This window comes from Dellaglioa sp. CoH-55-MRSF-6 (genome assembly GCF_056782215.1).
This window is the reverse complement of the sequence record NZ_JBXAYJ010000004.1, coordinates 130,277-152,407: the sequence shown is the minus strand read 5'-3', so window position 1 is coordinate 152,407 and position 22,131 is coordinate 130,277. Positions and strand designations below refer to the sequence as shown.

The 22,131-nt window shown below is 33.3% G+C and carries 18 protein-coding genes and 1 pseudogene; 5 read left to right on the top strand and 14 right to left on the bottom strand.

What is annotated here, in order from left to right; translation table 11 throughout:
• Positions 1-85 precede the first annotated feature (85 nt).
• A pseudogene (locus AC1RPK_RS05890) lies at positions 86-508 on the top strand (transposase); the annotation flags it as partial.
• Between the two features lie 126 nt (positions 509-634).
• Here AC1RPK_RS05890 and AC1RPK_RS05885 read toward each other — a convergent pair.
• Positions 635-2,545, bottom strand: coding sequence for an acyltransferase family protein (locus AC1RPK_RS05885; protein WP_481761719.1), 1,911 nt, complete (start codon positions 2,543-2,545; stop codon positions 635-637).
• 81 nt (positions 2,546-2,626) lie between these two features.
• Positions 2,627-3,943 (bottom strand): GTPase ObgE, encoded by a 1,317-nt coding sequence (gene obgE, locus AC1RPK_RS05880; protein WP_409022424.1) that lies wholly within the window; start codon positions 3,941-3,943, stop codon positions 2,627-2,629.
• Positions 3,944-4,137: 194 nt separating this feature from the next.
• Between obgE and AC1RPK_RS05875 the strand changes: the two genes are divergently transcribed.
• Genes AC1RPK_RS05875 through AC1RPK_RS05865 form a run of 3 tightly spaced genes read left to right on the top strand, consistent with a single transcriptional unit; the run spans position 4,138 to position 7,754 of the window.
• Entirely contained in the window at positions 4,138-4,893 is a 756-nt protein-coding gene (locus tag AC1RPK_RS05875) for a DeoR/GlpR family DNA-binding transcription regulator (RefSeq protein WP_481761718.1), read from the top strand.
• Positions 4,890-5,801 carry a 1-phosphofructokinase gene (pfkB, locus tag AC1RPK_RS05870; protein WP_481761717.1) on the top strand — a complete coding sequence of 304 codons (912 nt, stop codon included), beginning with the start codon at positions 4,890-4,892 and terminating at the stop codon, positions 5,799-5,801. The genes AC1RPK_RS05875 and pfkB overlap by 4 nt, the downstream gene beginning before the upstream one ends.
• A 24-nt stretch (positions 5,802-5,825) precedes the next feature.
• Positions 5,826-7,754 (top strand): PTS fructose transporter subunit IIABC, encoded by a 1,929-nt coding sequence (locus tag AC1RPK_RS05865; protein ID WP_409022421.1) that lies wholly within the window; start codon positions 5,826-5,828, stop codon positions 7,752-7,754.
• Positions 7,755-7,869: 115 nt separating this feature from the next.
• Here the strand turns inward: AC1RPK_RS05865 and uvrC are convergent, their stop codons facing one another.
• The 3 genes from uvrC to AC1RPK_RS05850 all read right to left on the bottom strand — a co-directional run bounded on the left by uvrC (position 7,870) and on the right by AC1RPK_RS05850 (position 11,936).
• Positions 7,870-9,639, bottom strand: a complete 1,770-nt coding sequence (gene uvrC, locus AC1RPK_RS05860; RefSeq protein WP_481761716.1) for an excinuclease ABC subunit UvrC — start codon at positions 9,637-9,639, stop codon at positions 7,870-7,872.
• Positions 9,640-9,748: 109 nt separating this feature from the next.
• Entirely contained in the window at positions 9,749-10,483 is a 735-nt protein-coding gene (locus AC1RPK_RS05855) for an amino acid ABC transporter ATP-binding protein (RefSeq protein ID WP_409022419.1), read from the bottom strand.
• Complete coding sequence (locus AC1RPK_RS05850; RefSeq protein WP_481761715.1) at positions 10,476-11,936, bottom strand: ABC transporter substrate-binding protein/permease; 1,461 nt, start codon at positions 11,934-11,936, stop codon at positions 10,476-10,478. The genes AC1RPK_RS05855 and AC1RPK_RS05850 overlap by 8 nt, the downstream gene beginning before the upstream one ends.
• Before the next feature lie 202 nt (positions 11,937-12,138).
• Between AC1RPK_RS05850 and AC1RPK_RS05845 the strand changes: the two genes are divergently transcribed.
• Entirely contained in the window at positions 12,139-12,291 is a 153-nt protein-coding gene (locus AC1RPK_RS05845; protein ID WP_409022417.1) for an SPJ_0845 family protein, read from the top strand.
• A gap of 37 nt (positions 12,292-12,328) precedes the next feature.
• On the opposite strand, the gene AC1RPK_RS05840 is transcribed toward AC1RPK_RS05845, so the two are convergent.
• The 9 genes from AC1RPK_RS05840 to AC1RPK_RS05800 all read right to left on the bottom strand — a co-directional run bounded on the left by AC1RPK_RS05840 (position 12,329) and on the right by AC1RPK_RS05800 (position 22,124).
• The gene (locus tag AC1RPK_RS05840) at positions 12,329-12,622 is read right to left on the bottom strand and encodes a nucleoside triphosphate pyrophosphohydrolase family protein (RefSeq protein WP_409022416.1); all 294 of its coding nucleotides are present in this window, start codon (positions 12,620-12,622) and stop codon (positions 12,329-12,331) included.
• Positions 12,612-13,217, bottom strand: a complete 606-nt coding sequence (gene yihA, locus AC1RPK_RS05835; RefSeq protein ID WP_481761714.1) for a ribosome biogenesis GTP-binding protein YihA/YsxC — start codon at positions 13,215-13,217, stop codon at positions 12,612-12,614. The genes AC1RPK_RS05840 and yihA overlap by 11 nt, the downstream gene beginning before the upstream one ends.
• Positions 13,218-13,336: 119 nt before the next feature.
• Entirely contained in the window at positions 13,337-13,783 is a 447-nt protein-coding gene (locus AC1RPK_RS05830; RefSeq protein ID WP_481763207.1) for a hypothetical protein, read from the bottom strand.
• 40 nt (positions 13,784-13,823) lie between these two features.
• A complete protein-coding gene (locus tag AC1RPK_RS05825) occupies positions 13,824-14,891 on the bottom strand; it encodes a WxLIP family cell surface protein (RefSeq protein WP_409022413.1) in 1,068 nt (355 codons plus the stop codon).
• A 138-nt stretch (positions 14,892-15,029) separates the two neighbouring features.
• Positions 15,030-16,289 carry an ATP-dependent Clp protease ATP-binding subunit ClpX gene (gene clpX / locus AC1RPK_RS05820; RefSeq protein WP_409022412.1) on the bottom strand — a complete coding sequence of 420 codons (1,260 nt, stop codon included), beginning with the start codon at positions 16,287-16,289 and terminating at the stop codon, positions 15,030-15,032.
• Positions 16,290-16,466: 177 nt separating this feature from the next.
• On the bottom strand, positions 16,467-17,765 hold the full coding sequence (tig, locus tag AC1RPK_RS05815; protein ID WP_409022411.1) for a trigger factor: 1,299 nt from the start codon (positions 17,763-17,765) through the stop codon (positions 16,467-16,469).
• Positions 17,766-17,914: 149 nt separating this feature from the next.
• A complete protein-coding gene (tuf, locus tag AC1RPK_RS05810; protein WP_409022410.1) occupies positions 17,915-19,102 on the bottom strand; it encodes an elongation factor Tu in 1,188 nt (395 codons plus the stop codon).
• Between the two features lie 315 nt (positions 19,103-19,417).
• Positions 19,418-20,338: a hypothetical protein gene (locus AC1RPK_RS05805; protein WP_481761712.1), complete on the bottom strand. Its 921-nt coding sequence runs from the start codon at positions 20,336-20,338 to the stop codon at positions 19,418-19,420.
• A 58-nt stretch (positions 20,339-20,396) separates the two neighbouring features.
• Positions 20,397-22,124 (bottom strand): ribonuclease J, encoded by a 1,728-nt coding sequence (locus AC1RPK_RS05800; RefSeq protein ID WP_409022408.1) that lies wholly within the window; start codon positions 22,122-22,124, stop codon positions 20,397-20,399.
• Positions 22,125-22,131 lie beyond the last annotated feature (7 nt).

The following is a 22,131-nucleotide window of genomic DNA, read 5'->3' as shown; positions in this document are numbered from 1 at the left end:
GGACATACAAAAATCCCTCCATGATTATCGGATGAAATTATATTATTTCATCTGACAACCATAAAGGGATTATTACAAAGCTTTAAAAACTCAGTGGCGCCTTTTTCACAAACAAGAAACAGAACTAGAAAGTTCAAAATCTGTTTATTTTTTTAGTACGAAAGAATATATGACGCAACAGAATGTTGTTGATTTAGGATTAGAACAAAGTTCTAACTTCAAAAAAGTCTATGAAACATATCAAGATATTTTATTAGCTATCAATAAAGCCGACACTTCTAATTTAACTCAGTTATTAGAAGACTATCAACCTAATAACAGTGAAATGGATACTGTAATAACCACTTTTAAAAAGAATCAGCATTATATTAAAAATAGTTTATCTTCACCATATTCAAATGGCCCTATAGAGGGACTTAACCGAAAAATTAAAACACTTAAACGTAGCTGTTACGGTTTCAGAAACTGGCATCATCTATTTGAAAGAATTTTATTAATTCATAACTAAAAAAAGGAAATCCTTTTGGATTTCCCTTAATTAAATTAGACGTTTATCGTCTCACCAACACTATTTGACGCAGACCCAAAAATAAGAAGCCCTACAAACCATAGTTTGTAGGGCTTCTTAAGTATTTTACATATTTTTAATTAATTGTCTTGCAATATACGTTGCATAATACTTTGAACCATCGGGATCTGGATGAACATTATCATCATAAAACCACTCTGTATGATCCTTACTATATGAATACCAATCAATTATATGCAAATTTGAATATTTTTTCTTTTGTGTCTCCAACATGCTATTAACGGTACCTTCCCAACGCCTTGTTGGGACATGTACATTAATCCAGTAAACTTGTTTCCCCGAACCAACTGCACTCATAATATCGTCAAACTGATCGGTTGTAAATGGACTATTTGTCCCTAAACCAATAACAACGTTATCTTGAAGTTTACCTTGCTTAGCCAACAACCTAATATCATCAGCAGCTGTATATACCTGACGACCGACTTTTGCATCAACATACATATGTGGGAAATCATCTTGTAATATGTTTTCTCCATCTGCCAATACAGAATCACCAATTGCCGTTGCATATACGCTTGAGGCTTTTTTTGTCTCAGCCTTTGTTAATGATGTTGGGCTTTGTTTTTCAGCAACTACTTTTGAAGAACTAGTTTTAGAAGCACTTTTGCTACTTGATTGTTTTTTCTTAGAACTAGACGAGCTCGGTTTTTTTAATGCGTCAGCATTCTTTTTATCAGCTACTTTAGCATTCTCACTAATAGTATTCTGTAAAGCATTCACTCCAGTAATTGAAAGACTTGGTCCGTTAATTATTCCAAACAACGCTATACCAATTATTAATGCACCCACAATAATAGAAAATTTTTGACGAGTTTTTTTAATATCCTTTGTAAAGGTTTCTTTAATAAATGTAAATGTTTGTTTATAATTAAATCTTTGTAGAGGTCTTTCTAAGAATCGATATGACAAATCACTCACTAATAAAATGATAGATATTTCAATTAGCGCGTTTAGCCATGGATGATCACCTATACTCTGAATCTTTGACTCATAGAATACCATTATTGGAAATTGATATAGGTAAATGCCATAACTTCTCTTACCAACCCAAGTAAAAACAGGATTTGTCATAATTTTGTTCATATCCGCTCCAGGATGTGCAATTGTAGCTACAAAAATCATAACTAAAACTGAAAAGAAAAACATCCCTCCACGATAAACAAGCGAACTTTGATCTGACATAGTCAAAAACAAACTAATAATTGTTATGAGCGATACTATACCTAACGCATCTAAAACAAATCGGCCTTTTTTTGAAATTTCCTTTTTTAAAGAACTGCTTGGCCAAATAAATGAAAGTGCTGACCCCAATAAAATTGAAAACATTCTTGTATCCGTTCCATAATAGACACGACTTGGATCAGATCCTGCTTTATACAAGAAGGCCATCGCTAATGCGGAAATAAAAGCTAAGATAAAGATAAGATTAAAAATCCGTTCTTTTCGTTTTAAAAACACAATTAGCAACGCCACTATAATAGGCCAGAAAAAATAGTACTGACCTTCAATTGATAGCGACCAAAGATGCGTAAATGGTGATGGCGTCCCGAAATGATCAAAATATGATTCTTTGTGCAAAACTTGAAACCAATTATAAACATATAACAAATTTGATGCGAAAATTTCTTGAATATTTTTCAATAACTCTCTTTGAAATAGTGTTATATAGGCAATAGTTGCAATCAACATCGTCAATAACGCTGGATAAAGTCGTCGAACCCGTCGAATATAAAAGCCTAGAACATCAATTTTTTTATTTTGTTCCCATTCCTGATTAAGTAAATCAGTAATCAAGTAACCCGATACAACAAAAAATATCGGTACACCTAAGTATCCACCTTGTAGACTAGATGGCACGAGGTGATAAAGGATAACCCCAATAACAGCCAATGTCCTCACGCCATCAAAGCCAGTAATATATCTGGCTTTTTTTAATCTTTTTTTCTTATCCATCTTGTTCCGTTCTCCTCTTATCTTATATAAATTACCCTTTTATTTGCTGATAGCGTAACCGTAAATTATTAATATTCCGAATTATTCAACGAACTCAAATGAGAATTTATCAATTCTCACTATATCCCCACTTTTAGCACCACGTTCACGTAAAGCATCATCGACACCCATACCACGAAGTTGACGTGCAAAACGCATCAAACTTTCGTCTCGGTCCATATTTGTCATTTGGTATAGACGTTCTAATTTTTCTCCAGAAAGAACCCAAGTTAAATCTTCATCCCTATTAATAACAAAATCAGGTGCAGATTTTTCTTGTTCTTTTTCGAAATCATAGATTTTTTGTTGTGCTTCTTGTTCTTTCAAGTTTAGTGCTGGGAACATTGGTGTTTCTTCCAATAAATCACCAGCTACATTCATTAAGGTTTGTAGTCCCTCACGAGTAATAGAAGAAGTAGAAAATACACGAGGTGTTTCTTCCACTGTAGAATCTTCTGCCAATTGTTTTTTAAATGCTTCTAACTGTTCTGCAGCCCCTGGCATATCCATCTTACTTGCCACAATTAATTGCGGACGTTCAAGTAATTCAGGGTCATAATTTTTTAATTCTTTATTAATCTTAAGATAGTCGTCAAACGGATCACGACCTTCTTCAGGATTCATATCAACTAAATGAAGAATAACACGTGTCCGCTCAATATGACGTAAAAATTGAATTCCTAATCCAACGCCAACTGAAGCCCCTTCAATCAATCCGGGTAAATCAGCAATAACAAAATCACGGTTATCATCTAAACGAACCATCCCTAAATTAGGTGATAACGTTGTAAAATGATAATCTGCAATTTTAGGTTTGGCACTTGTCACAACTGAAAGAAGCGTTGACTTACCGACAGATGGAAATCCAACTAACCCAACATCAGCTAAAACTTTTAATTCAAGTTGAATTTTACGTTCTACTCCAGGTTCACCATTTTCAGAAATTTCTGGAGCTGGATTTTTAGGACTAGCAAATCTAATATTGCCACGACCACCTCGACCACCCTTGGCAACAACAGCATAATCTCCTTTATGAACGAGATCAGCGATTACTGCTCCTGTTTCAGCATCTTTAATTGTTGTTCCTTCTGGTACTTGAACTCTTTTATCAGGTGCACCATGTCCGTGCATCCCTTTAATCATTCCTTTTTCACCAGATTCAGCTCTAAAATGTTTACTGTATCTAAAATCCATTAAAGTTCTTAATCCTTCATCTACTTCAAATACAATACTACCACCACGGCCACCATCACCACCGGCTGGTCCACCATTAGGTACATATTTTTCTCGACGGAACGCTACCATCCCGTCGCCACCTTTACCTGCTTTTATTTCAATTGTAACTTGATCTATAAACATACGATCACCTATTCTTTCCGTTGACTACTAACTTACTATTTTAAAGAAGAAAAAGTCATTTGTCTATGTATTTACTTAACTCTTTTAAAAATTCAAGCCAATTTCTCATATTTCAAATTTTTTTGGTATTTTTGAATGTTTTTGGTTGATTTTGAATGTTTTTGGTGGTATTTTATTTATAAGGAGTTGAGAAAGTGCTTACAATTGAAAGGTGCCAATATATTATTTCTGAAATTGACAAACATGGTTATATTAAGTTACAAGATATTTGTCATAAATTAAATGTCTCAGAATCAACTGTTCGACGCGATTTACAGCAGCTTGAAACTGATGGTGAATTAGTAAGAGTTCATGGTGGTGCACAAAGCATCCAATCATTAAAAGTTGAAGCAAATTTAGAAGAAAAATTTTCATTAAATACGCCAAATAAAATAGCAGTTGCTAAAGCTGCTGCAAATTTAATCAAACCTAATAATGTGATTTTTCTTGATGCTGGTAGTACAACTTTCGCAATGATTCCCTATCTTAAGTTAGTTAACAATCTAACTGTTGTTACAAACGGTGTTAATCATGCACTTTCTCTTTCTGAAAATGATATTAGAACAATCGTCATCGGTGGTCAAGTTAAAGCTAATACAAAGGCTATTGTGGGAGCTGATAGTATTAAATCAATCAAGAACCTTCAATTTGATTTAGTCTTTCTCGGTATTAATTCAATTAACAATAAATTTGGATTTAGCACACCAGATCCTGAAGAAGCCGCAGTTAAACTGGCCGCAATTCATCAAAGTCGACAAACTTATGTTTTAGCCGACAAATCAAAATTTAACCAAGTTTCATTCATTAAAGTTGCAGATCTTAATCAGGCTACAATTATCACTGATAAATTGCCGGTAACTGATTCTGAAAATTATAAAACACAAACAAAAATTTTGGAGGTACAACAATGATTTACACAGTAACTTTAAATCCTTCTATTGATTACATCGTTCAACTAGATAAGTTAACGCTTGGCGAAGTTAATCGGATGGATTATGATACAAAATTACCAGGTGGTAAAGGTATAAACGTTTCCCGAATTTTAAATGAATTGAATCAACCTAATAAAGCACTTGGTTTTATTGGTGGATTCACAGGTGAATTTATTAAGTCAGCTATGATAGCTAATCACCTAGATACTCAATTTACAAAAATAAAAGCTGATTCTAGAATTAATATTAAAATAAAAGCTGACCAAGAAACCGAAATAAATGGTAAGGGTCCTCTAATATCAGATGATGAACTTAAACTATTCAATGAGCAATTTGAAACATTGACGTCTGATGATACTGTCATTTTAGCTGGTAGTTTAGTTCCTAACCTATCTCAAGATTTTTATTATGAATTAATTAAAGTAATTCGTTCTAAAGGCGCACAATTTGTTATTGATACAACTGGTGAAGCACTATTGAAAACAATTAGTGAAAAACCTCTCGTCGTGAAACCAAATCACCATGAATTAGCCGAATTATTCAATGTTACTTTAAACGGTATCAACGATATTGTGAAATATGGTCAAAAATTATTAGAATTAGGTGCACAACATGTTTTAATTTCAATGGCTGGCGATGGCGGCCTATTGATTACTAAAGATGCTGTTTACCAAAGTAATGCGCCTAAAGGGACTGTTATTAATTCAGTTGGTGCTGGCGATTCAATGATTGCTGGTTTTACAGGTACCTTTGCAAAAACTAATGATCCTATTGAAAGTTTTAAATATGGACTAGCTTGTGGCTCCGCAACTGCATTTTCTGAAGATATTGCAACTATTGAAAAAATTAACGAAATTTTACCACAAATTGATATTAAGAAAATCTAACTATTATAAAAGGAGTTTTACACTATGGACTTAAATGAATTATTACTTAAAGATGTCATGATTATGGATCTTCAAGCAACAACAAAAGCCGAAGCAATTGATGAAATGGTACATAAATACTTTGAGGCTGGCGTGATTGATGATGAGGAACTTTACAAACAAGACATTCTAAAACGTGAAGCACAATCAACTACTGGTATCGGTGAAGGTATTGCCATGCCACATGCAAAAAATAAAGCTGTTAAACGTGCTACTGTCCTATTTGCTAAAAGTAAAGCAGGACTTGACTATGATTCACTTGATGGTCAACCTACATTTTTATTTTTCATGATTGCTGCTCCTGAAGGTGCAAACGATGCCCATTTACAAGCATTAGCTGCTTTATCAAGTCTATTAATTAATCCCGATTTAGTTGATAAATTAAAAACAGTCACAACTCCAGATGAGGTTCAAGCTGCCTTCACTGCCGCTGAAAATGAAAAAGAAGCAAAAGAAGCTGCTGCACAACTTGCTGCTAAAAACACTGATGTTAAACCATCAGGTAATCCATACGTGGTCGCTGTAACAGCCTGCCCTACTGGTATCGCTCATACTTATATGGCTGAAGCTGCCCTCATCAAACAAGCTGAAGAGATGGGCGTTGACATTAAAGTTGAAACAAATGGCTCAGAAGGTATTAAGCATCGTTTAACTGACGAAGAAATTAAACGTGCGTCTGGTGTCATTGTCGCCGCTGATAAAAAAGTTGCTATGGATCGTTTCGATGGCAAACCTTTAATTAACCGTCCTGTTACCGATGGTATTAAAAAAGCCGAAGAATTGATTACTGCCGCAGTAAACGGAAAAGCACCTATTTATCATGCTAAAGGAACCGACGCTGCTGAAAATGATGAAGAAACCTCTGGTAGTGTTTGGAATGAAATTTATAAGAACTTAATGAACGGTGTATCACACATGTTACCATTTGTTGTTGGTGGCGGTATCTTAATGGCACTCTCATTCATCGTTGAACAATACGTTCCCGGTGGCTCAAGTTCACAAACTTTTATCTTCTTAAATGGAATTGGTAATTATGCATTTGCTTTCTTAGTACCTATCTTAGCCGGTTTTATTGCTATGAGTATTGGTGATCGTCCTGCCCTTATGCCTGGTATTGTTGGTGGTTACATGGCTAACTTTGCTGCCGCAAATGTTATTAAAACTGAATCTGTTTCTGGTTTCTTAGGTGGTTTAGCAGCTGGTTTTATTGCCGGTTATGTTATTGTCGGTCTTAAAAAACTCTTTAAAAACTTACCAAAATCACTAGATGGGATGAAACCTATCCTAATCTACCCTATTTTATCCTTATTAATTGTCGGCGCGATTATGTTCTTTATGGTTAATCCTATCTTCGCACAAATTAATCATGTCTTGTCAGATTTCTTAACTCATATGGGAACAGCCAATGCCGTCTTAATCGGTACAATTCTTGCTGCTATGATGGCTATCGATATGGGTGGTCCATTTAACAAAGCAGCTTATACATTCTCAATTGGTGTCTTCACTTCTACTGGTGATGGTAAAATGATGGCTGCTGTTATGGTTGGTGGTATGATTCCTCCACTTGCAATAGCTATTGCATCAACATTCTGGAAAAATAAATTTTCTGAAGATGAAAGAAAAGCCGGTTTGTCAAACTACATTCTTGGTATTTCATTTATTACTGAAGGTGCTATTCCTTACGCAGCAGCAGATCCATTACACGTCATTACATCAAGTGTAATTGGTGCTGCAATCGGTGGTGGTTTAAGTCAATTCTGGAACGTCTCTGTTCCTGCACCTCATGGTGGTCTTTGGGTAATTGCCTTAGCTACAAATAAAACGTTCTACTTACTTTCTGTTTTAATTGGTGCTGCAGTTGCAGGGATTATCCTCGGTATCTGGCGTCCAGTTGCAAAAGAAAATAAGAAATAATTCGTTTAACTTTGAAGAGCTATCAGGATAATACCTGATAGCTCTTCTTTATTTTAAAATAAAAAGGAGTCCTTAATGACATAAATCTCTGTCATTAAGGACTCCTTTTGTAAATTTATAATGATAATTTTATTGTTTGTGCGACTGTCTTTGAAATACCTAATCCTTGTAACTCTTCCATTGAAGCGTCTTTAATATGTTTCATCGACCCAAATTCTTTTAACAATTTCGTTTTGGTTTTTGGCCCAACACCCTGGATAGAATCTAAACGAGAACTAAGTGAGTTCTTTGAATGAACTTGACGATGAAAGGTAATGGCAAATCGATGGACTTCATCTTGAATCCTTTGTAAAAGGTAAAACCCTTCACTCTTTGGATCCAATGATAGTCTTTGATCAGCATCACCAAACATTAAATCAGATGTTTTATGCTTGTTATTTTTAACCATCCCCGCTACTGGAATCATTAAATCTAATTCATTACTTAAAACGTCTTTTGCAGCTTCTATTTGTATTTCAGCACCATCCATTAAAATTAAATCTGGCATAGGCTTACCTTCCTTCAAAAGACGTGTATAACGTCGGCGAACAACTTCACGTGTACTTGCTGCTTCATCCGCATGATCAACTGTATTCAACTTATATTTGCGATATTCGCTCTTCTCAGGTTTACCATCAATAAAACTAACCATGGCTGATACCAGATCAGTCCCTTGTATATGTGAGTGATCAAAAGATTCTATTCGATGACCTTCTGGAATCCCCATAGCGTCTGTAATTTCTTTCATGGCACCAGTTGTTTTGCGCCCATCTAATTCTAGTAATCTGAATTTTTCTTCAAGAACTAAGCGAGCATTTTTTTTAGCTAATTTTAAAAGTTCACTTTTTTGCCCACGTTGTGGTGTCCGAATTGGTACTTGTAAGATATCAGATAAGATATCTGTATCAATTCCTGCTGGAACTAATATTTCTTTTGGTAACACATTATTTTTTCGATTATAAAACTGAAGGATAAAAGTTGCCATTTCTTCTTCAGCCGTTGTTACAATTGGAAAAAGTCTTTTTTCTCGCTTCATTAATCGTGCTTGCCTAATAAAGAAAACTTGAATTGACAACCAACCTTTATCCAGATAGAAATTAAACAAATCTCTAGGTGTATTATCATTTGAAATGATTTTTTGTTTTTCAACAGTAACTTCAATAAAATGAATTTGATCACGTAATTCAGCGGCACGTTCAAATAACATTTCATCCGCTGCCTTACTCATTTCTTTTTTTAGTTTTTGTTTTGCTACAATCACATTACCATTTAAAAATGATTTGATTTTTTTTATTTGAGCCTCATATTTTTCATGCGGAACTTCTTTAAAACAAGAGCCTAAACATTGCCCCATATGATAATACAAACATGGTCGCTTCTGAAATCCATTGCATCTTCTTAAAGGATAAACTTTTTGTAAAAACTGCAATGTTTCCTGAGCTGCATAAACATTTGGATAAGGACCAAAATAAAATCCACCGTCCTTATTAACCTGACTAACGATTTGCATCATTGGGTCTTTTTCATTTGTAATTTTAATATATGGATATCCAGTACCTTTCTTTAATTTTATATTATAATACGGCTGATGTTTTTGAATTAAAGTAATTTCCAACAGAAATGCTTCTTTATCAGTGGATGTAATAATTGTTTCAAAATCAACAATTTGAGAAACCAATTTAGCTGTTTTTCCATCATGCGCACTTTTGAAGTAAGAACGCACCCGATTTTTTAAATTTTTTGCTTTCCCAACATAAATAATCTGACTATTTAAATTTTTCATGATATAGCATCCTGGTAATGCTGGTAATAATGCTAATTTATTTTCGATATGCTCTGAAGCCAATCGAGGCACCTTCTTTACGTTAATATATGCTTTAATTATACCCCGAACAAGCGTTTGAATAAAGAAAATAGATTCCAAATAGACGGGAGTCTATCTGAAATCTATTTTTTTACAATATCTTTGATAAAAAATCTTGCGCACGTTCTGACGTCGGATGATCAAAAACATCTTCTGGACGTCCTTTTTCTTGAATATATCCTTGATCCATGAACCAAATTTGATCTGCTACTTCTCTAGCAAAACCCATTTCATGTGTCACAACTACCATCGTCATTCCGTCACTAGCCAACGTTTTCATAACTTTAAGTACTTCTCCGACCATTTCAGGATCTAATGCTGAAGTTGGCTCATCGAATAAGAGTACTTCTGGATCCATGGCTAATGCTCTGGCAATCGCAACTCGTTGCTTTTGACCACCAGATAAACTATCTGGATATTGTAGTGCCTTATCTGCTAATCCAACTTTTTCTAATAAATTGGTAGCTATATCAGCTGACTCTTTATCTGATATATTTTTAACTTTCATGGGAGCCAATTTTATATTCTCAATTACATTCATATTTGGAAACAAATTAAAACCTTGAAAAACCATCCCCATTTTTTCTCTCAATTGATTTAAGTCTTTTTCATTTAAACTTGTTAAATTTTCACCTTCGAATAAAATATCCCCTGATGTAGGAACTTCAAGTAGATTCAGACAACGTAAAAAGGTACTTTTACCAGATCCTGATGGTCCAATCACACAGATAACCTGTCCTTTATCAACTGATTCAGAAATATCTTTTAAAACATCATTTTTTCCAAAGGATTTTCTTAATTTATTAACTTCAATAATTTTAGACATGCTTCATCTTCCCTTCAAAGTAATTTAATAATTTAGATAAGCTAAATGTTAAAACAAAGTAAATTAACATTGCAACAAAGATAGGCGCAATACCTTTATAAGTAGCTGATTGAACCATTTTCATCTGATAAATTAAATCAGTCACACCAATAATAGAAACAATTGAACTTTCTTTTATTAATGTTATAAATTCATTTCCCAGAGCTGGCCAAATATTTTTTAGTGCTTGTGGAATAATAACAGACTGATACGTCTCTTTCTGTGAAAGCCCCAAACTTCTTGCTGCTTCCATTTGTCCATCATCAACAGAAGAGATTCCCGATCGTATTACTTCAGCTATATATGCGCCTGAATTAAGCGATACAGCAATAATACCTGCAATTAGCGCTGGAATATTTACTAACATTCCAATACCGAAGTACACAAACATCACTTGAATCATTAGAGGCGTTCCACGAACAAATTCAATGTAGGATACTGCAATTACTTTAATCACTTTATTTTTGCCCAAACGCATGAGTGCTAGCAACGTTCCTAATATAACACCAACAATAACTGAAACCGCCGTTATTAATAAAGTATAACCAATTCCTTTGGCAAAATATTTCCAATAGTGAATCATTGTGTTATCCGATGTATTTTTTGTTAAATAATTACTAGCCTCAGGTAAATATGTCGTATTTATTAAATTTTTCTTTTTAATTTCTTTAATAGACTTATTTACAGCTGCCACCAAAGTATCGGAATTCTTTGCAAATCCGGCTGCAGCTCCCCTTGCATCAGGCGCTGAGATAAATCCAGGATTAACAACTGCTAATGAACTATCATTTTGTGCGTATGCTTTAGCAGTTGGTTCTTCCATGGCAACACCCGCTACCTTACCACTTTTAAGCGCTAAAATTAAATCGGTTACTTTAGCCAACCCTTTAATATTCACATTTTTTATTTGTTCTTTACTCATTGTATATTGAAGCGATCCAGTTTGAGCCCCAACTGATAGCCCAGAAAAATCATTTAAAGTCTTATATTTATCTTCATCAGTCTTATTAACCAACATCATTTGTTTTCCATTGTAATAAACATCTGAAAAATCAATACTTTTTTTACGATCATCCGACGGATTCATACCTGAAATAACCATATCAATTTTATTAGTTTCTAAGCCAACAAGTAATGAGTCAAAATCCATTTTCTTAATTACTAACTTAACTCCAATGTCTTTAGCAATTTTTTGTGCAATTGAAATATCAAATCCAACGATTTTATCATCGCCATTAACTGTTGTTTGAAATTCATAGGGTGGATAATCTGGACTTGTTCCAAGTACTAACGTTCCCTTATCCTTAACATTCTGTAAAGAGTTACCAGTTGCAGCACTTACTTGATTACTACCAACTAACATCATGAAAAATGCGATTAATATACCTATAAACCATTTTTTATTTATTTGCATCAATTTACTCCTCTTTTTTAATTTCTCTTATTAGTGAATAAATCGATTATATGCTACAAAGATTTTTTATGCAATTAAATACATATAATAAATGACTTTATACATATAAAAGTTATTTAAAGCGCTTTTTATGCATTAATCAGTTGTCTTGTATTCATTTTAATAAACTGTTATTCTATATTTACATAAGGAGGCTACAATTATGAGCTTAAAAATCCAACGCCAAGATAACTTGGAAAGTTTATTTGATAAATTTGCACTTGACCCTAAAGATCCTGCTAAAGTTGAACTTAAGTCTTCAGAAACGGAAGAGAAGCCTAGTTCTGATGTTAAAGAATCGAAACCTAAAAAATAAAAAAATTCAGATAAGTTATAAACTTATCTGAATTTTTTTATTTTTTAAATCCATCTGGGTAACGTTTATTTAATTTTAAAATATTATCTCTTGCAACATCATCAAATTCAATATCGGCCCATTCAGCAATTTGGGATAAATACCAAAGTACATCTCCCATTTCTTTAGTTAATTTCACTTTATCTAATTCTCGACCTTTAAAAGTATAATCTTTAATTAAATCAACTAATTGTCCACCTTCAGCCGCAACACCTAATGCACAATTTGTTAAAACTTGTTCAGTTCCATATAATGTGCGATTTGCTGCTTCTTGATATTCATTAAATTCCATTTTTTTCTCCTAGTTCTGTATGACTTTCAATCCATTGCCAAATCTCTTCTTTTCCAGATTTGTCTTGAGCCGAAAATAAAACAAAATCATCTTCAGGTGTCAAAGACAATGAACGTCTTATGATACTCTCATGTTGATTCCACTTACCACGAGAAATTTTGTCGCTCTTTGTCGCAACAACCAATACAGGAATATCGTAATAGTGAAGAAAATCAACCATTTGAACATCTAATTTTGTTGGCTCATGTCGAGCATCAACTAATGAAATGACCCCTCTTAAAGAAGTACGTTCTGCTAAATAGGTTTCAATCATTTGTCCCCACTTTGCACGTTCTGTTTTTGACACTTTTGCATATCCATATCCTGGAACATCTACGAAAAATAATTTTTGTTCCACGTTATAAAAGTTCAATGTTTGCGTTTTTCCAGGCTGACTAGAAGTTCTCGCATAACTTTTACGATTTATTAACGTATTTATTAATGATGATTTTCCAACATTAGAACGTCCTGACAGTGCAATCTCAGGAATACCATCTGTTGGATACTGTGCTGGTGCAACGGCACTCATAACAAGTTCAACATTATGAACATCCATATTAAACACCTTCCTTTCAATACTCAAACCATTTTACCATATAAAAATGTGTTAATGTAACTTAATCTGAATCAAAAAGCTTTACAACATGAATTAAATAATTCGATGTTGTAAAGCTTTTATTTTGTTGCTGCCGTTTGGATAATCCAAATTATTTGTACTTCCGAATATGTTACCACATGCGTTGTCAAAATCTGAATTAAAGTATTGGGCCAATAAAATAAATATTCCCCACTACTATCTTTAGCATTTGCTGTTATATTAGTTGAATCTCCAGAAATTAGATCACCATAAGTTCTTGGCATATTCTTTAATCCAGACTGTAACTTTGGCCGAAATAAGTCAACATGTACAATATCGTTTGACTTATATTGTAGCCTACCTTTCAATTGCCATGATGGTGTCAATCCATCAGTTGCGATTATTTGCAAATAAGGTGATTCTCTATTATTACTATCAGAATAAATTGCAAATTCTGAATTATTTTTCTTAACATATTTGTTAACCGTATTAGGTAACGTACTGTACCCATACGTTATGTCTGCAGACACACTTTTAAGTGTCACGAGCATACTGAAAAATAAAATAAATAATAATATTAAATACTTACTTATCAGCTTTTTTCTTATCAACATATCTTTTAATAAGGAAAAAGATTAGTATCACTAGGATTGCGAGACCAAGACCTAAAGCAACATACCATAGCGGATTTGTTGCTTTTTGTGGATCTCCAATAGCATCTTTGTTGTACTTACTTGCATCATCATTTGTAATTGTGAAGTTTTTATTGAATTTCCAAGTGTTTTTACCACTTGTTGCTACAGCCTTTAATGTGTAGTCTCCAGCTTCTAATTGACCCTTGTCATAAAGCATTGGGAATTTGAAATTTGAATTAGGAGCCATTGATAGGTTCTTTAATGTTGTATTTTCTAAAACATCTGTTGAACCCTTTTTCATAATTTCAGATTTAATTGTTAATTTAGGAATAATTACGGCTTTATCGTTTTGGAATACAGGGAATACACCTTTACGATAGTTTCTCATACCAGCTTTAACTGATAATAAATTCATATTTGGTTCAACCGTCTTCTTCTCTAAAATTTTAATTCCAATTGCATATGAATATGCATTTGAAATTGAAATCCCTTTTTTATTACTTGTTTCTTTAGTTGAATTATCAACTTTTTCAAAATACCAGCTACCTAACAAAACACCGTTGAAACTATCTTTTGGCATAGTAATTGTAGCCTTAACGATTTTACTTCCTTTAGCAGGAACTGTTACGACACTACCTGAATCTAACTTAGTAAGTGAAGCTAAAGGATATTTCATTGATTTATCAATATTCTTTTTTGCTAATTCTTTTGCATATTCAAGCTGACCATTATCATTTGTAGATGCTGTATAAACAGCATTACGAATTTTTAATGCTTTGTCTGATGAATTAAAGATTTTAACTGAAATCGTTTCTTTTTCCTTAGCATCCAATTTCAAATCAAAGTATGATTGTTTCAAACTAGCTTTAACTTGTTTATCAGATTGAATACTTTGAACACTGTACCCAATATTATTTGCAGGAGCCTTAGCTTCAACAGACTTATTGAATAACCCAAGTCCACCCAACAATACCCCAGAAAATCCGAACAAAATCGCTTTTTTTATTGTTTTATTCATGACGTCCACCCTTTATTATTTATTAAAATTATTAACCTTAAATTCATTATACTACATTTATATTCATTACTATGTCTTTTTTTTAGAGTGTACTCACTATATTTGACAGTCTTTAAATGACTATACTCTAACAAGACTTTAAGATGCTGCTTTCTTGCTCCCTTTAATTATTACAGGACCATCAGTTTGATCAACTGTTGCTTTAGTGATAATTACGCGCTCGATGTCTTCTTGGCTTGGAATATCAAACATAACATCACGCATTGTTTCTTCAATAATAGATCGCAAACCTCGTGCCCCAGTATCTCGCTTAATAGCAAGTTCGGCAACTCGTGACAATGCCTCAGGTTCGAATTCAAGCGTCACACCATCTAATTCAACAAGTTTTGTATATTGTTTAACCAATGCATTTTTAGGTTCCGTTAAAATTCGAACTAAATCTTCTTCTTTTAATTCTTCTAAAGCTGTCATAATTGGTAAACGACCAACAAATTCAGGAATTAATCCAAATTTTAATAAATCTTCTGGAATAATTTGTTGCATAACACTATTTTGTTCATCAATAGTTTCAGAATTGGATTCAGCACCGAAACCAATCGTTTTATCGCCTAATCGATTTTTGACCATTGTTTCAATTCCAGCAAATGCCCCACCAACAATAAATAAAATATTCTTAGTATCTATTTGAATTAATTCTTGTTGTGGGTGTTTACGTCCACCTTGAGGCGGAACACTTGCAATAGTACCTTCAAGAATCTTTAAAAGTGCCTGTTGAACACCCTCACCTGATACATCACGTGTGATTGAAACATTCTCACTCTTCTTAGCAATTTTATCGATTTCATCAATGTAGATAATTCCTTTTTCAGCTTTTGCAACATCATAATCTGCACTTTGCAATAATTTTAAAAGGATATTTTCAACATCTTCACCAACATATCCAGCCTCAGTTAAAGTAGTGGCATCTGCAATAGCAAATGGTACGTTTAAAATTTTAGCTAAACTTTGTGCTAAATATGTCTTACCTGATCCCGTAGGACCAACTAAACAAATATTACTTTTTTGTAATTCTGTTTCGTCATTATCTTCGTCAACTTCAAGCATATGATTAACTCGTTTATAATGATTATAAACCGCAACTGACAACGTTTTTTTAGATTGATCTTGCCCAATTACATAATCATTCAATTTATTCATAATTGCTTGTGGTTTTAATACAAGTAATGGTTCAGAATCCATTTGTTCCCTGAATTCCTCGTCGATAATTTCCTTACATAAATCAACACATTCATTACAAATATAAACACCAGGTCCAGCAACGATTTTCATTACTTGATCTTGTGACTTACCGCAAAAAGAACAATTTACGGGTCCGCCTTCTTCAGTATTTTCGAACATTTTACCACCTCGTATTTTTCTTCTCATCTTTTACTTTATGCATACCTATAGTACCAAATAAAGCAATATTTCGCGAATATTTACGTTCAAATGTATTTAACAAAAAAGATTGAAGCTAATAAACTCGCTTCAATCTCATTCATTCAAAATGATTAATCAAAATATCCGATTAATTATTTATTTTTTCATTTTTGCTTCTTCAACTGCTGAGTCAGCTAACTCGTCAACAACTTTCTTGATAGCAATATCATGTTTTACCATATCGTCTGAAAGAGCAGAACGAACTGCTTCTTCTTCCATACCATATTGTTCTGCTAAGTTTGATATTTCAGATGAAACTTCTTCTTCAGAAGGTTCAATTTTTTCAGCGGCAACGATAGCTTCTAACACAAGATTTGTTTTAACACGACGTTCTGCGCCTTCTTCAAATTGTTTGTGTAAATCGTCTTCACTTGTTCCTGTTAATTGGAAGTACATCTTTGTGTCAATTCCTTGTTGTTGCATATTTGCAAGGTATTGATCCATTTGGCGATGAACATCTTCTTCAATCATTGAATTAGGAATTTCATCAACTTTAGCATTATCAACTGCTAATTCAATTGCTGCATCTTGAATTGCTTCCTTAGCTGCAGCTTCTTTTGTTTCTTTAATTTGATCTTTTGTTTTTGCTTGTAATTCTTCAAGCGTATTAACTTCTTCATCAACATCTTTAGCAAATTCATCATCCATTTCTGGAAGTTCTTTGCCTTTGACTTCATGAACTTTAACAGCAAATACTGCTTCTTTACCACGTAAGTCTTCAGCTTGGTAATCTTCAGGGAATGTAACTTTTACGTCAACATCCTCTCCAGCTTTATGTCCTACCAATTGGTCTTCAAATCCAGGAATAAATGAATTTGAACCTAATTCAAGAGTATAATTTTCTGATTTTCCACCATCAAATGCAACGCCATCAACTTTACCTTCAAAATCAATGATAACAGTGTCGCCAGAAATAGCTGCTTCGTCTTCTTTAAGTACAAGTTCAGCTTGTTGTTGACGTTTTGCTTCTAAACTATCTTCTACGTCTTTTTTAGTTACTCGACGTGATTGTTTAGGAACAGTTAATCCTTTATAGTCACCTAATTCAACTTCTGGTTGAAGTGTAACTTTAGCTTTAAGGACCCATGTAGAATCTTTTTCTAAACTATCAATGTTAATATCAGGTTGATCAACGGGTGATACTTTAACTTCTTCAAGTGCCTTTTCGTATGCTTCTGGCAATAGAATGTTTAAAGCATCTTCGTATAATGATTCTTCACCATACATTCTGTTAAATACTTGACGTGAAACTTTTCCTTTACGGAATCCAGGAACAGTTAAATCTTTCTTAACTTTTAAGAAAGCTTTTTCCAATCCTTCTTTAATTTTATCAGTTTCAATTTCGAATGTTATTTCTCCATTGTTTTTACCTGTTTTTTCAAATTTTGCTGACATTGTTTTCCCTCCGGTAGAACAAAAATTTTATATTCGTACTATTTATATACTTGTCTATTTTACCGTATCATTACTAGATTGTAAATGGTTATAAAAAAAAATTCGAAAAGCAAAAGCTTTCCGAATTTCTTTTTTTAATTAATTAAAAATTAATCATCAATTTCTGAAACGACTCCGGCACCAACAGTACGGCCACCTTCACGAACAGTAAATTTAAGACCTTTTTCAATAGCAACTGGGGCGATTAATGATACTGTAAATGTAACGTTATCACCAGGCATAACCATTTCTACACCTTCTGGTAATTCAATAACACCAGTAACATCAGTTGTATGGAAGAAGAATTGAGGACGGTAGTTTGAGAAGAATGGAGTATGACGTCCACCTTCTTCCTTAGAAAGGATATAAACTTCGCCTTTGAATAATTTGTGAGTTTTGATTGAACCAGGTTGTGCAAGAACTTGTCCACGTTCGATTTGTTCGCGATCAACACCACGGAGTAAAGCACCAACGTTATCGCCGGCTTCACCTTCGTCAAGTGTTTTACGGAACATTTCGATACCTGTAACTGTTGTTTTAAGAACATCTTCATGTAAACCAACAATTTCAATATCGTCTCCGACTTTAACTGTACCACGATCGATACGACCTGAAGCAACAGTTCCACGACCAGTAATTGTAAATACATCTTCAACTGGCATTAAGAATGGTTGGTCTGTAGGACGAACTGGTGTTGGGATGTATGAATCAACAGTATCCATTAATAATTCAACTTGTTTTACAGCTTCTGGATCGCCTTCAAGGGCTTTAAGAGCTGAACCACGGATAACAGGAATATCATCGCCTGGGAAATCATATTCGCTTAATAATTCACGAACTTCCATTTCTACAAGGTCTAATAATTCTTCATCATCAACCAAATCAGTTTTGTTTAAGAACACGATAAGGTAATCAACACCAACTTGGCGAGCAAGTAAGATATGTTCACGTGTTTGAGGCATAGGGCCATCAGTTGCGGCTACAACTAAGATAGCACCATCCATTTGTGCAGCACCAGTGATCATGTTTTTAACGTAATCAGCATGTCCTGGAGCATCGATATGTGCGTAATGACGTGCAGCTGTTTCGTATTCAACATGGGCAGTATTGATAGTAATACCACGTTCACGTTCTTCAGGTGCAGCATCGATTGAAGCGAAATCTGCTGCTTCACCGAAACCGTTGTCTGATAATACTTTACTAATTGCAGCTGTTAAAGTTGTCTTCCCATGATCGACATGTCCAATAGTACCAATATTAACATGGGGTTTTGTTCGTTCGTAATGTTCTTTTGCCATGAATAAGAGCCTCCTAGTGTTTTTGTAAGAATAAAACAGTTTTAGAAAATCTAACCCTGATGATTCTTTGTTTTTATTATACTACTTCTTTATTTAATAACAAAATACATTATCATCAAATAAAGAAGAATCCTTAAAATATTATATAGACTGTTTAGAGTTTTGTAAATACCTATTTAAAGAATACTGAAACTTTTTATCTCGTCTTAAAATAACCTGGTTAAATCTACGCTCATACAACTAAATCTAAGTGAAATTTTGGATTCTTTATTAGAATATCATAGATTACTGTAAACGGCTAGCTTTACCTAATCATTAATTCATAATTTCAGTTAATTCTTTCGAAAGTAATGCATTTAATTCAACCATATACGTTAAATTTTCAGTCCTTTTAAAAGTGGATTCCATACCTAACTCACTTTTTACTAATTCAATCCATTCTTTCTCAATACCCAAAAAATCACTTGCAAAAGGATAAATCATCCCCAATTTTAAATTTAACATATGATTTAAAGAATTATTCATTTGTACATCAATAGTTCCCTCATCATTTTTTGTTAATTGATTAATTGTCAGTAATACAGGTTCATTTTCATTTGCAACTAATTTTTTTACGTCAATTTTTTTCTGAGTTCCATCAACCCATAAATAGTTTATTATTTCAATATTATTAGGTATCTTTTGTACCTCTTGCAATAGACTTGATTTTATAATTGGATGTACGTCTTTATCCATAAATATTTTTTGACAAGCATCTAAGAATTCATTTTTAGGTAGTACCAGTCCACTTTGAACAATTTGTTGCTGTCCAAAAAAGTCCACTGAACCTAAGTGTGCAAATTGACGTTCATTTTGTCTAAGTTGTTTATCGAATTTTTCACGGCATTCATTTTCAGCATCCAAAACTAGTGATGTGGCAAAAGGTTGCTCTTTAACCAATTGCCAAGCTCGAATAAATTTATTGTTTTTTAACAGTATATTTAAATAAACTGCAAATTGATCCCCACGTTTTAAGTAATCGCTATAAAATTCGTCAGCGATAATTAACGCTTCTTGAAATTGAGCATCCAAAACTAGAGAATTAACCAATAATTTATTATTTTTAAAACTACGATGACCATCATAATTTTTTGTGAATAATTGTGATGCTAGTTGATAATTTTTGTCACTTACAGCCTTTTTTGCTAACTGATAATTTTGTTTCTCTTGGTCGGGAAACGGAATAATTTCTGCCATAATATCCTCTATTTATTCTAAAAAAAGGGATAACAACATTTGTGTTATCCCTTTTTGATTATTTTTCGTTATTTTTTGTTTCCGCCGGTTTAACTTCTTTAGACTTTGTTGATTTTCTATGATACTGATTAATTTCCATAATAACAGGTAAAATAACTGGACGTCGTTTTGTTTGTTCATATAGGAAATGACTCATTTTTTCACGAACATCTTGTTTTAAATGTCCCCAATCAAATTCTTTATTGTTCAAATTATCTTGTACTGTTTCTGACACAATTTCAGCACTCTTTTCAATTAAATCAAGGCTCGTTTTTGTATAAACAAATCCTCTTGATGTAATTTTAGGCTTGTTTATGATTTTTTTCTTTTTACGATCAATTGTGACGACTGCAATAAAAATACCATCTTCAGAAAGTATTTTACGATCTCTCAGTACAATATTTCCAATATCACCAACACCAATACCATCAATCATGGTATTTCCTGCTTCAACTTGCGATCCTAAATTCATTTTTCCTTCAGAATAACTTAAAACATCACCCTTACCAGTAATAAAGATATGATCATATGGCATTCCTAATGTATGTGCTAAATCAGCATGTGCCGCAAGTAATCGATATTCACCTTGAATTGGAACCAGGTATTTTGGTTTCATTAAATTGATCATTAGTTGTAAATCATTTTGACCAGCATGACCTGAAGAATTTAATTCATCAGAAATTGCTTTCACATCAGCTCCTGCTCGGTAAATGAGATCTCTTGTCTTTGCCACATTAGTTTCCATAGCTTTTGACGTTGTTGTCGTAATGAAAACAAGATCTCCTTCATGAATATTAACAGTTGAATGTTGATTTAAAGCCATTCGCTGTAATGATTTTAAAGGTTCACCCATTTTACCTGTTTCCAATATAATTAGTTGATCATCGTCATATTTGCTAATATCACTCATTGGAACAATTAAATTTTCATCAGGAAGAACTAATTTCTTCAAATCCATAGCTGTTTTAACGATTTTTTCAACATCGTGTCCTGTTAATATAACCTTTCGATGACTTTCCTTTGCAGCATTTAGTATCTGTTGTACTCGTAATATATTTGATGCCACACAGGCAACAATAATACGACCTTTTTGATATTCAAATGTTTCATTAATGTATTCGTCAATTGCACTTTCATTGACTGTTGGGAATGGGTTCTCAGCATTAGCTGAATCACTTAATAACGCTAAAACACCATTCTTACCAATCTCAGCTAAACGTCCAAAATCTGTTTGGTAAACTGGTGCCGCAGCTTGATCGAACTTAAAATCACCTGTATAAACAATCTGCCCTTCATCAGTACCTAAAACGATTCCTAATGATTCAGGAATTGAATGGGTCGTTTTAAAGAATGAAATTGTCGTTTTACCAAAATCAATCTCAGTCTGATCATTAACAACGTGAAAATCAGAAAATTTACTTGCCTTAGGATCATTTTCAATATTAATTTTTGCTAATGCAATTGTTAATTCTGATCCAAAAACAGGCACATCAAATTCACTCACAAAGTATGGTAATGCACCAATTGCATCTGCATGCCCATGTGTTAAGAAAACACCTACAATTCGTTCTTTATTTTCTCTCAAATAACTAAAATCAGGAATTACAATATCAATCCCTAATAAGCCATTTTCTGGATACATTAATCCAGAATCAAAAATAAATAGATCATCATCCACTTCAACGACATACATATTTTTACCATTTTCTCGAACGCCACCAAGTGGAATTATTTTAACTTTACTCATTACTTCA

What these genes read in the sequence shown, in the direction of transcription:
- AC1RPK_RS05885 (WP_481761719.1), bottom strand. Translation starts at nt 2,545, where the DNA reads ATGGATAAGAAAAAAAGATTAAAAAAAGCCAGATATATTACTGGCTTT.
- obgE (WP_409022424.1), bottom strand. Translation starts at nt 3,943, where the DNA reads ATGTTTATAGATCAAGTTACAATTGAAATAAAAGCAGGTAAAGGTGGC.
- pfkB (WP_481761717.1), top strand. Translation starts at nt 4,890, where the DNA reads ATGATTTACACAGTAACTTTAAATCCTTCTATTGATTACATCGTTCAA.
- AC1RPK_RS05865 (WP_409022421.1), top strand. Translation starts at nt 5,826, where the DNA reads ATGGACTTAAATGAATTATTACTTAAAGATGTCATGATTATGGATCTT.
- AC1RPK_RS05855 (WP_409022419.1), bottom strand. Translation starts at nt 10,483, where the DNA reads ATGTCTAAAATTATTGAAGTTAATAAATTAAGAAAATCCTTTGGAAAA.
- AC1RPK_RS05850 (WP_481761715.1), bottom strand. Translation starts at nt 11,936, where the DNA reads ATGCAAATAAATAAAAAATGGTTTATAGGTATATTAATCGCATTTTTC.
- AC1RPK_RS05845 (WP_409022417.1), top strand. Translation starts at nt 12,139, where the DNA reads ATGAGCTTAAAAATCCAACGCCAAGATAACTTGGAAAGTTTATTTGAT.
- AC1RPK_RS05840 (WP_409022416.1), bottom strand. Translation starts at nt 12,622, where the DNA reads ATGGAATTTAATGAATATCAAGAAGCAGCAAATCGCACATTATATGGA.
- yihA (WP_481761714.1), bottom strand. Translation starts at nt 13,217, where the DNA reads ATGGATGTTCATAATGTTGAACTTGTTATGAGTGCCGTTGCACCAGCA.
- AC1RPK_RS05825 (WP_409022413.1), bottom strand. Translation starts at nt 14,891, where the DNA reads ATGAATAAAACAATAAAAAAAGCGATTTTGTTCGGATTTTCTGGGGTA.
- clpX (WP_409022412.1), bottom strand. Translation starts at nt 16,289, where the DNA reads ATGTTCGAAAATACTGAAGAAGGCGGACCCGTAAATTGTTCTTTTTGC.
- tig (WP_409022411.1), bottom strand. Translation starts at nt 17,765, where the DNA reads ATGTCAGCAAAATTTGAAAAAACAGGTAAAAACAATGGAGAAATAACA.
- tuf (WP_409022410.1), bottom strand. Translation starts at nt 19,102, where the DNA reads ATGGCAAAAGAACATTACGAACGAACAAAACCCCATGTTAATATTGGT.
- AC1RPK_RS05805 (WP_481761712.1), bottom strand. Translation starts at nt 20,338, where the DNA reads ATGGCAGAAATTATTCCGTTTCCCGACCAAGAGAAACAAAATTATCAG.
- AC1RPK_RS05800 (WP_409022408.1), bottom strand. Translation starts at nt 22,124, where the DNA reads ATGAGTAAAGTTAAAATAATTCCACTTGGTGGCGTTCGAGAAAATGGT.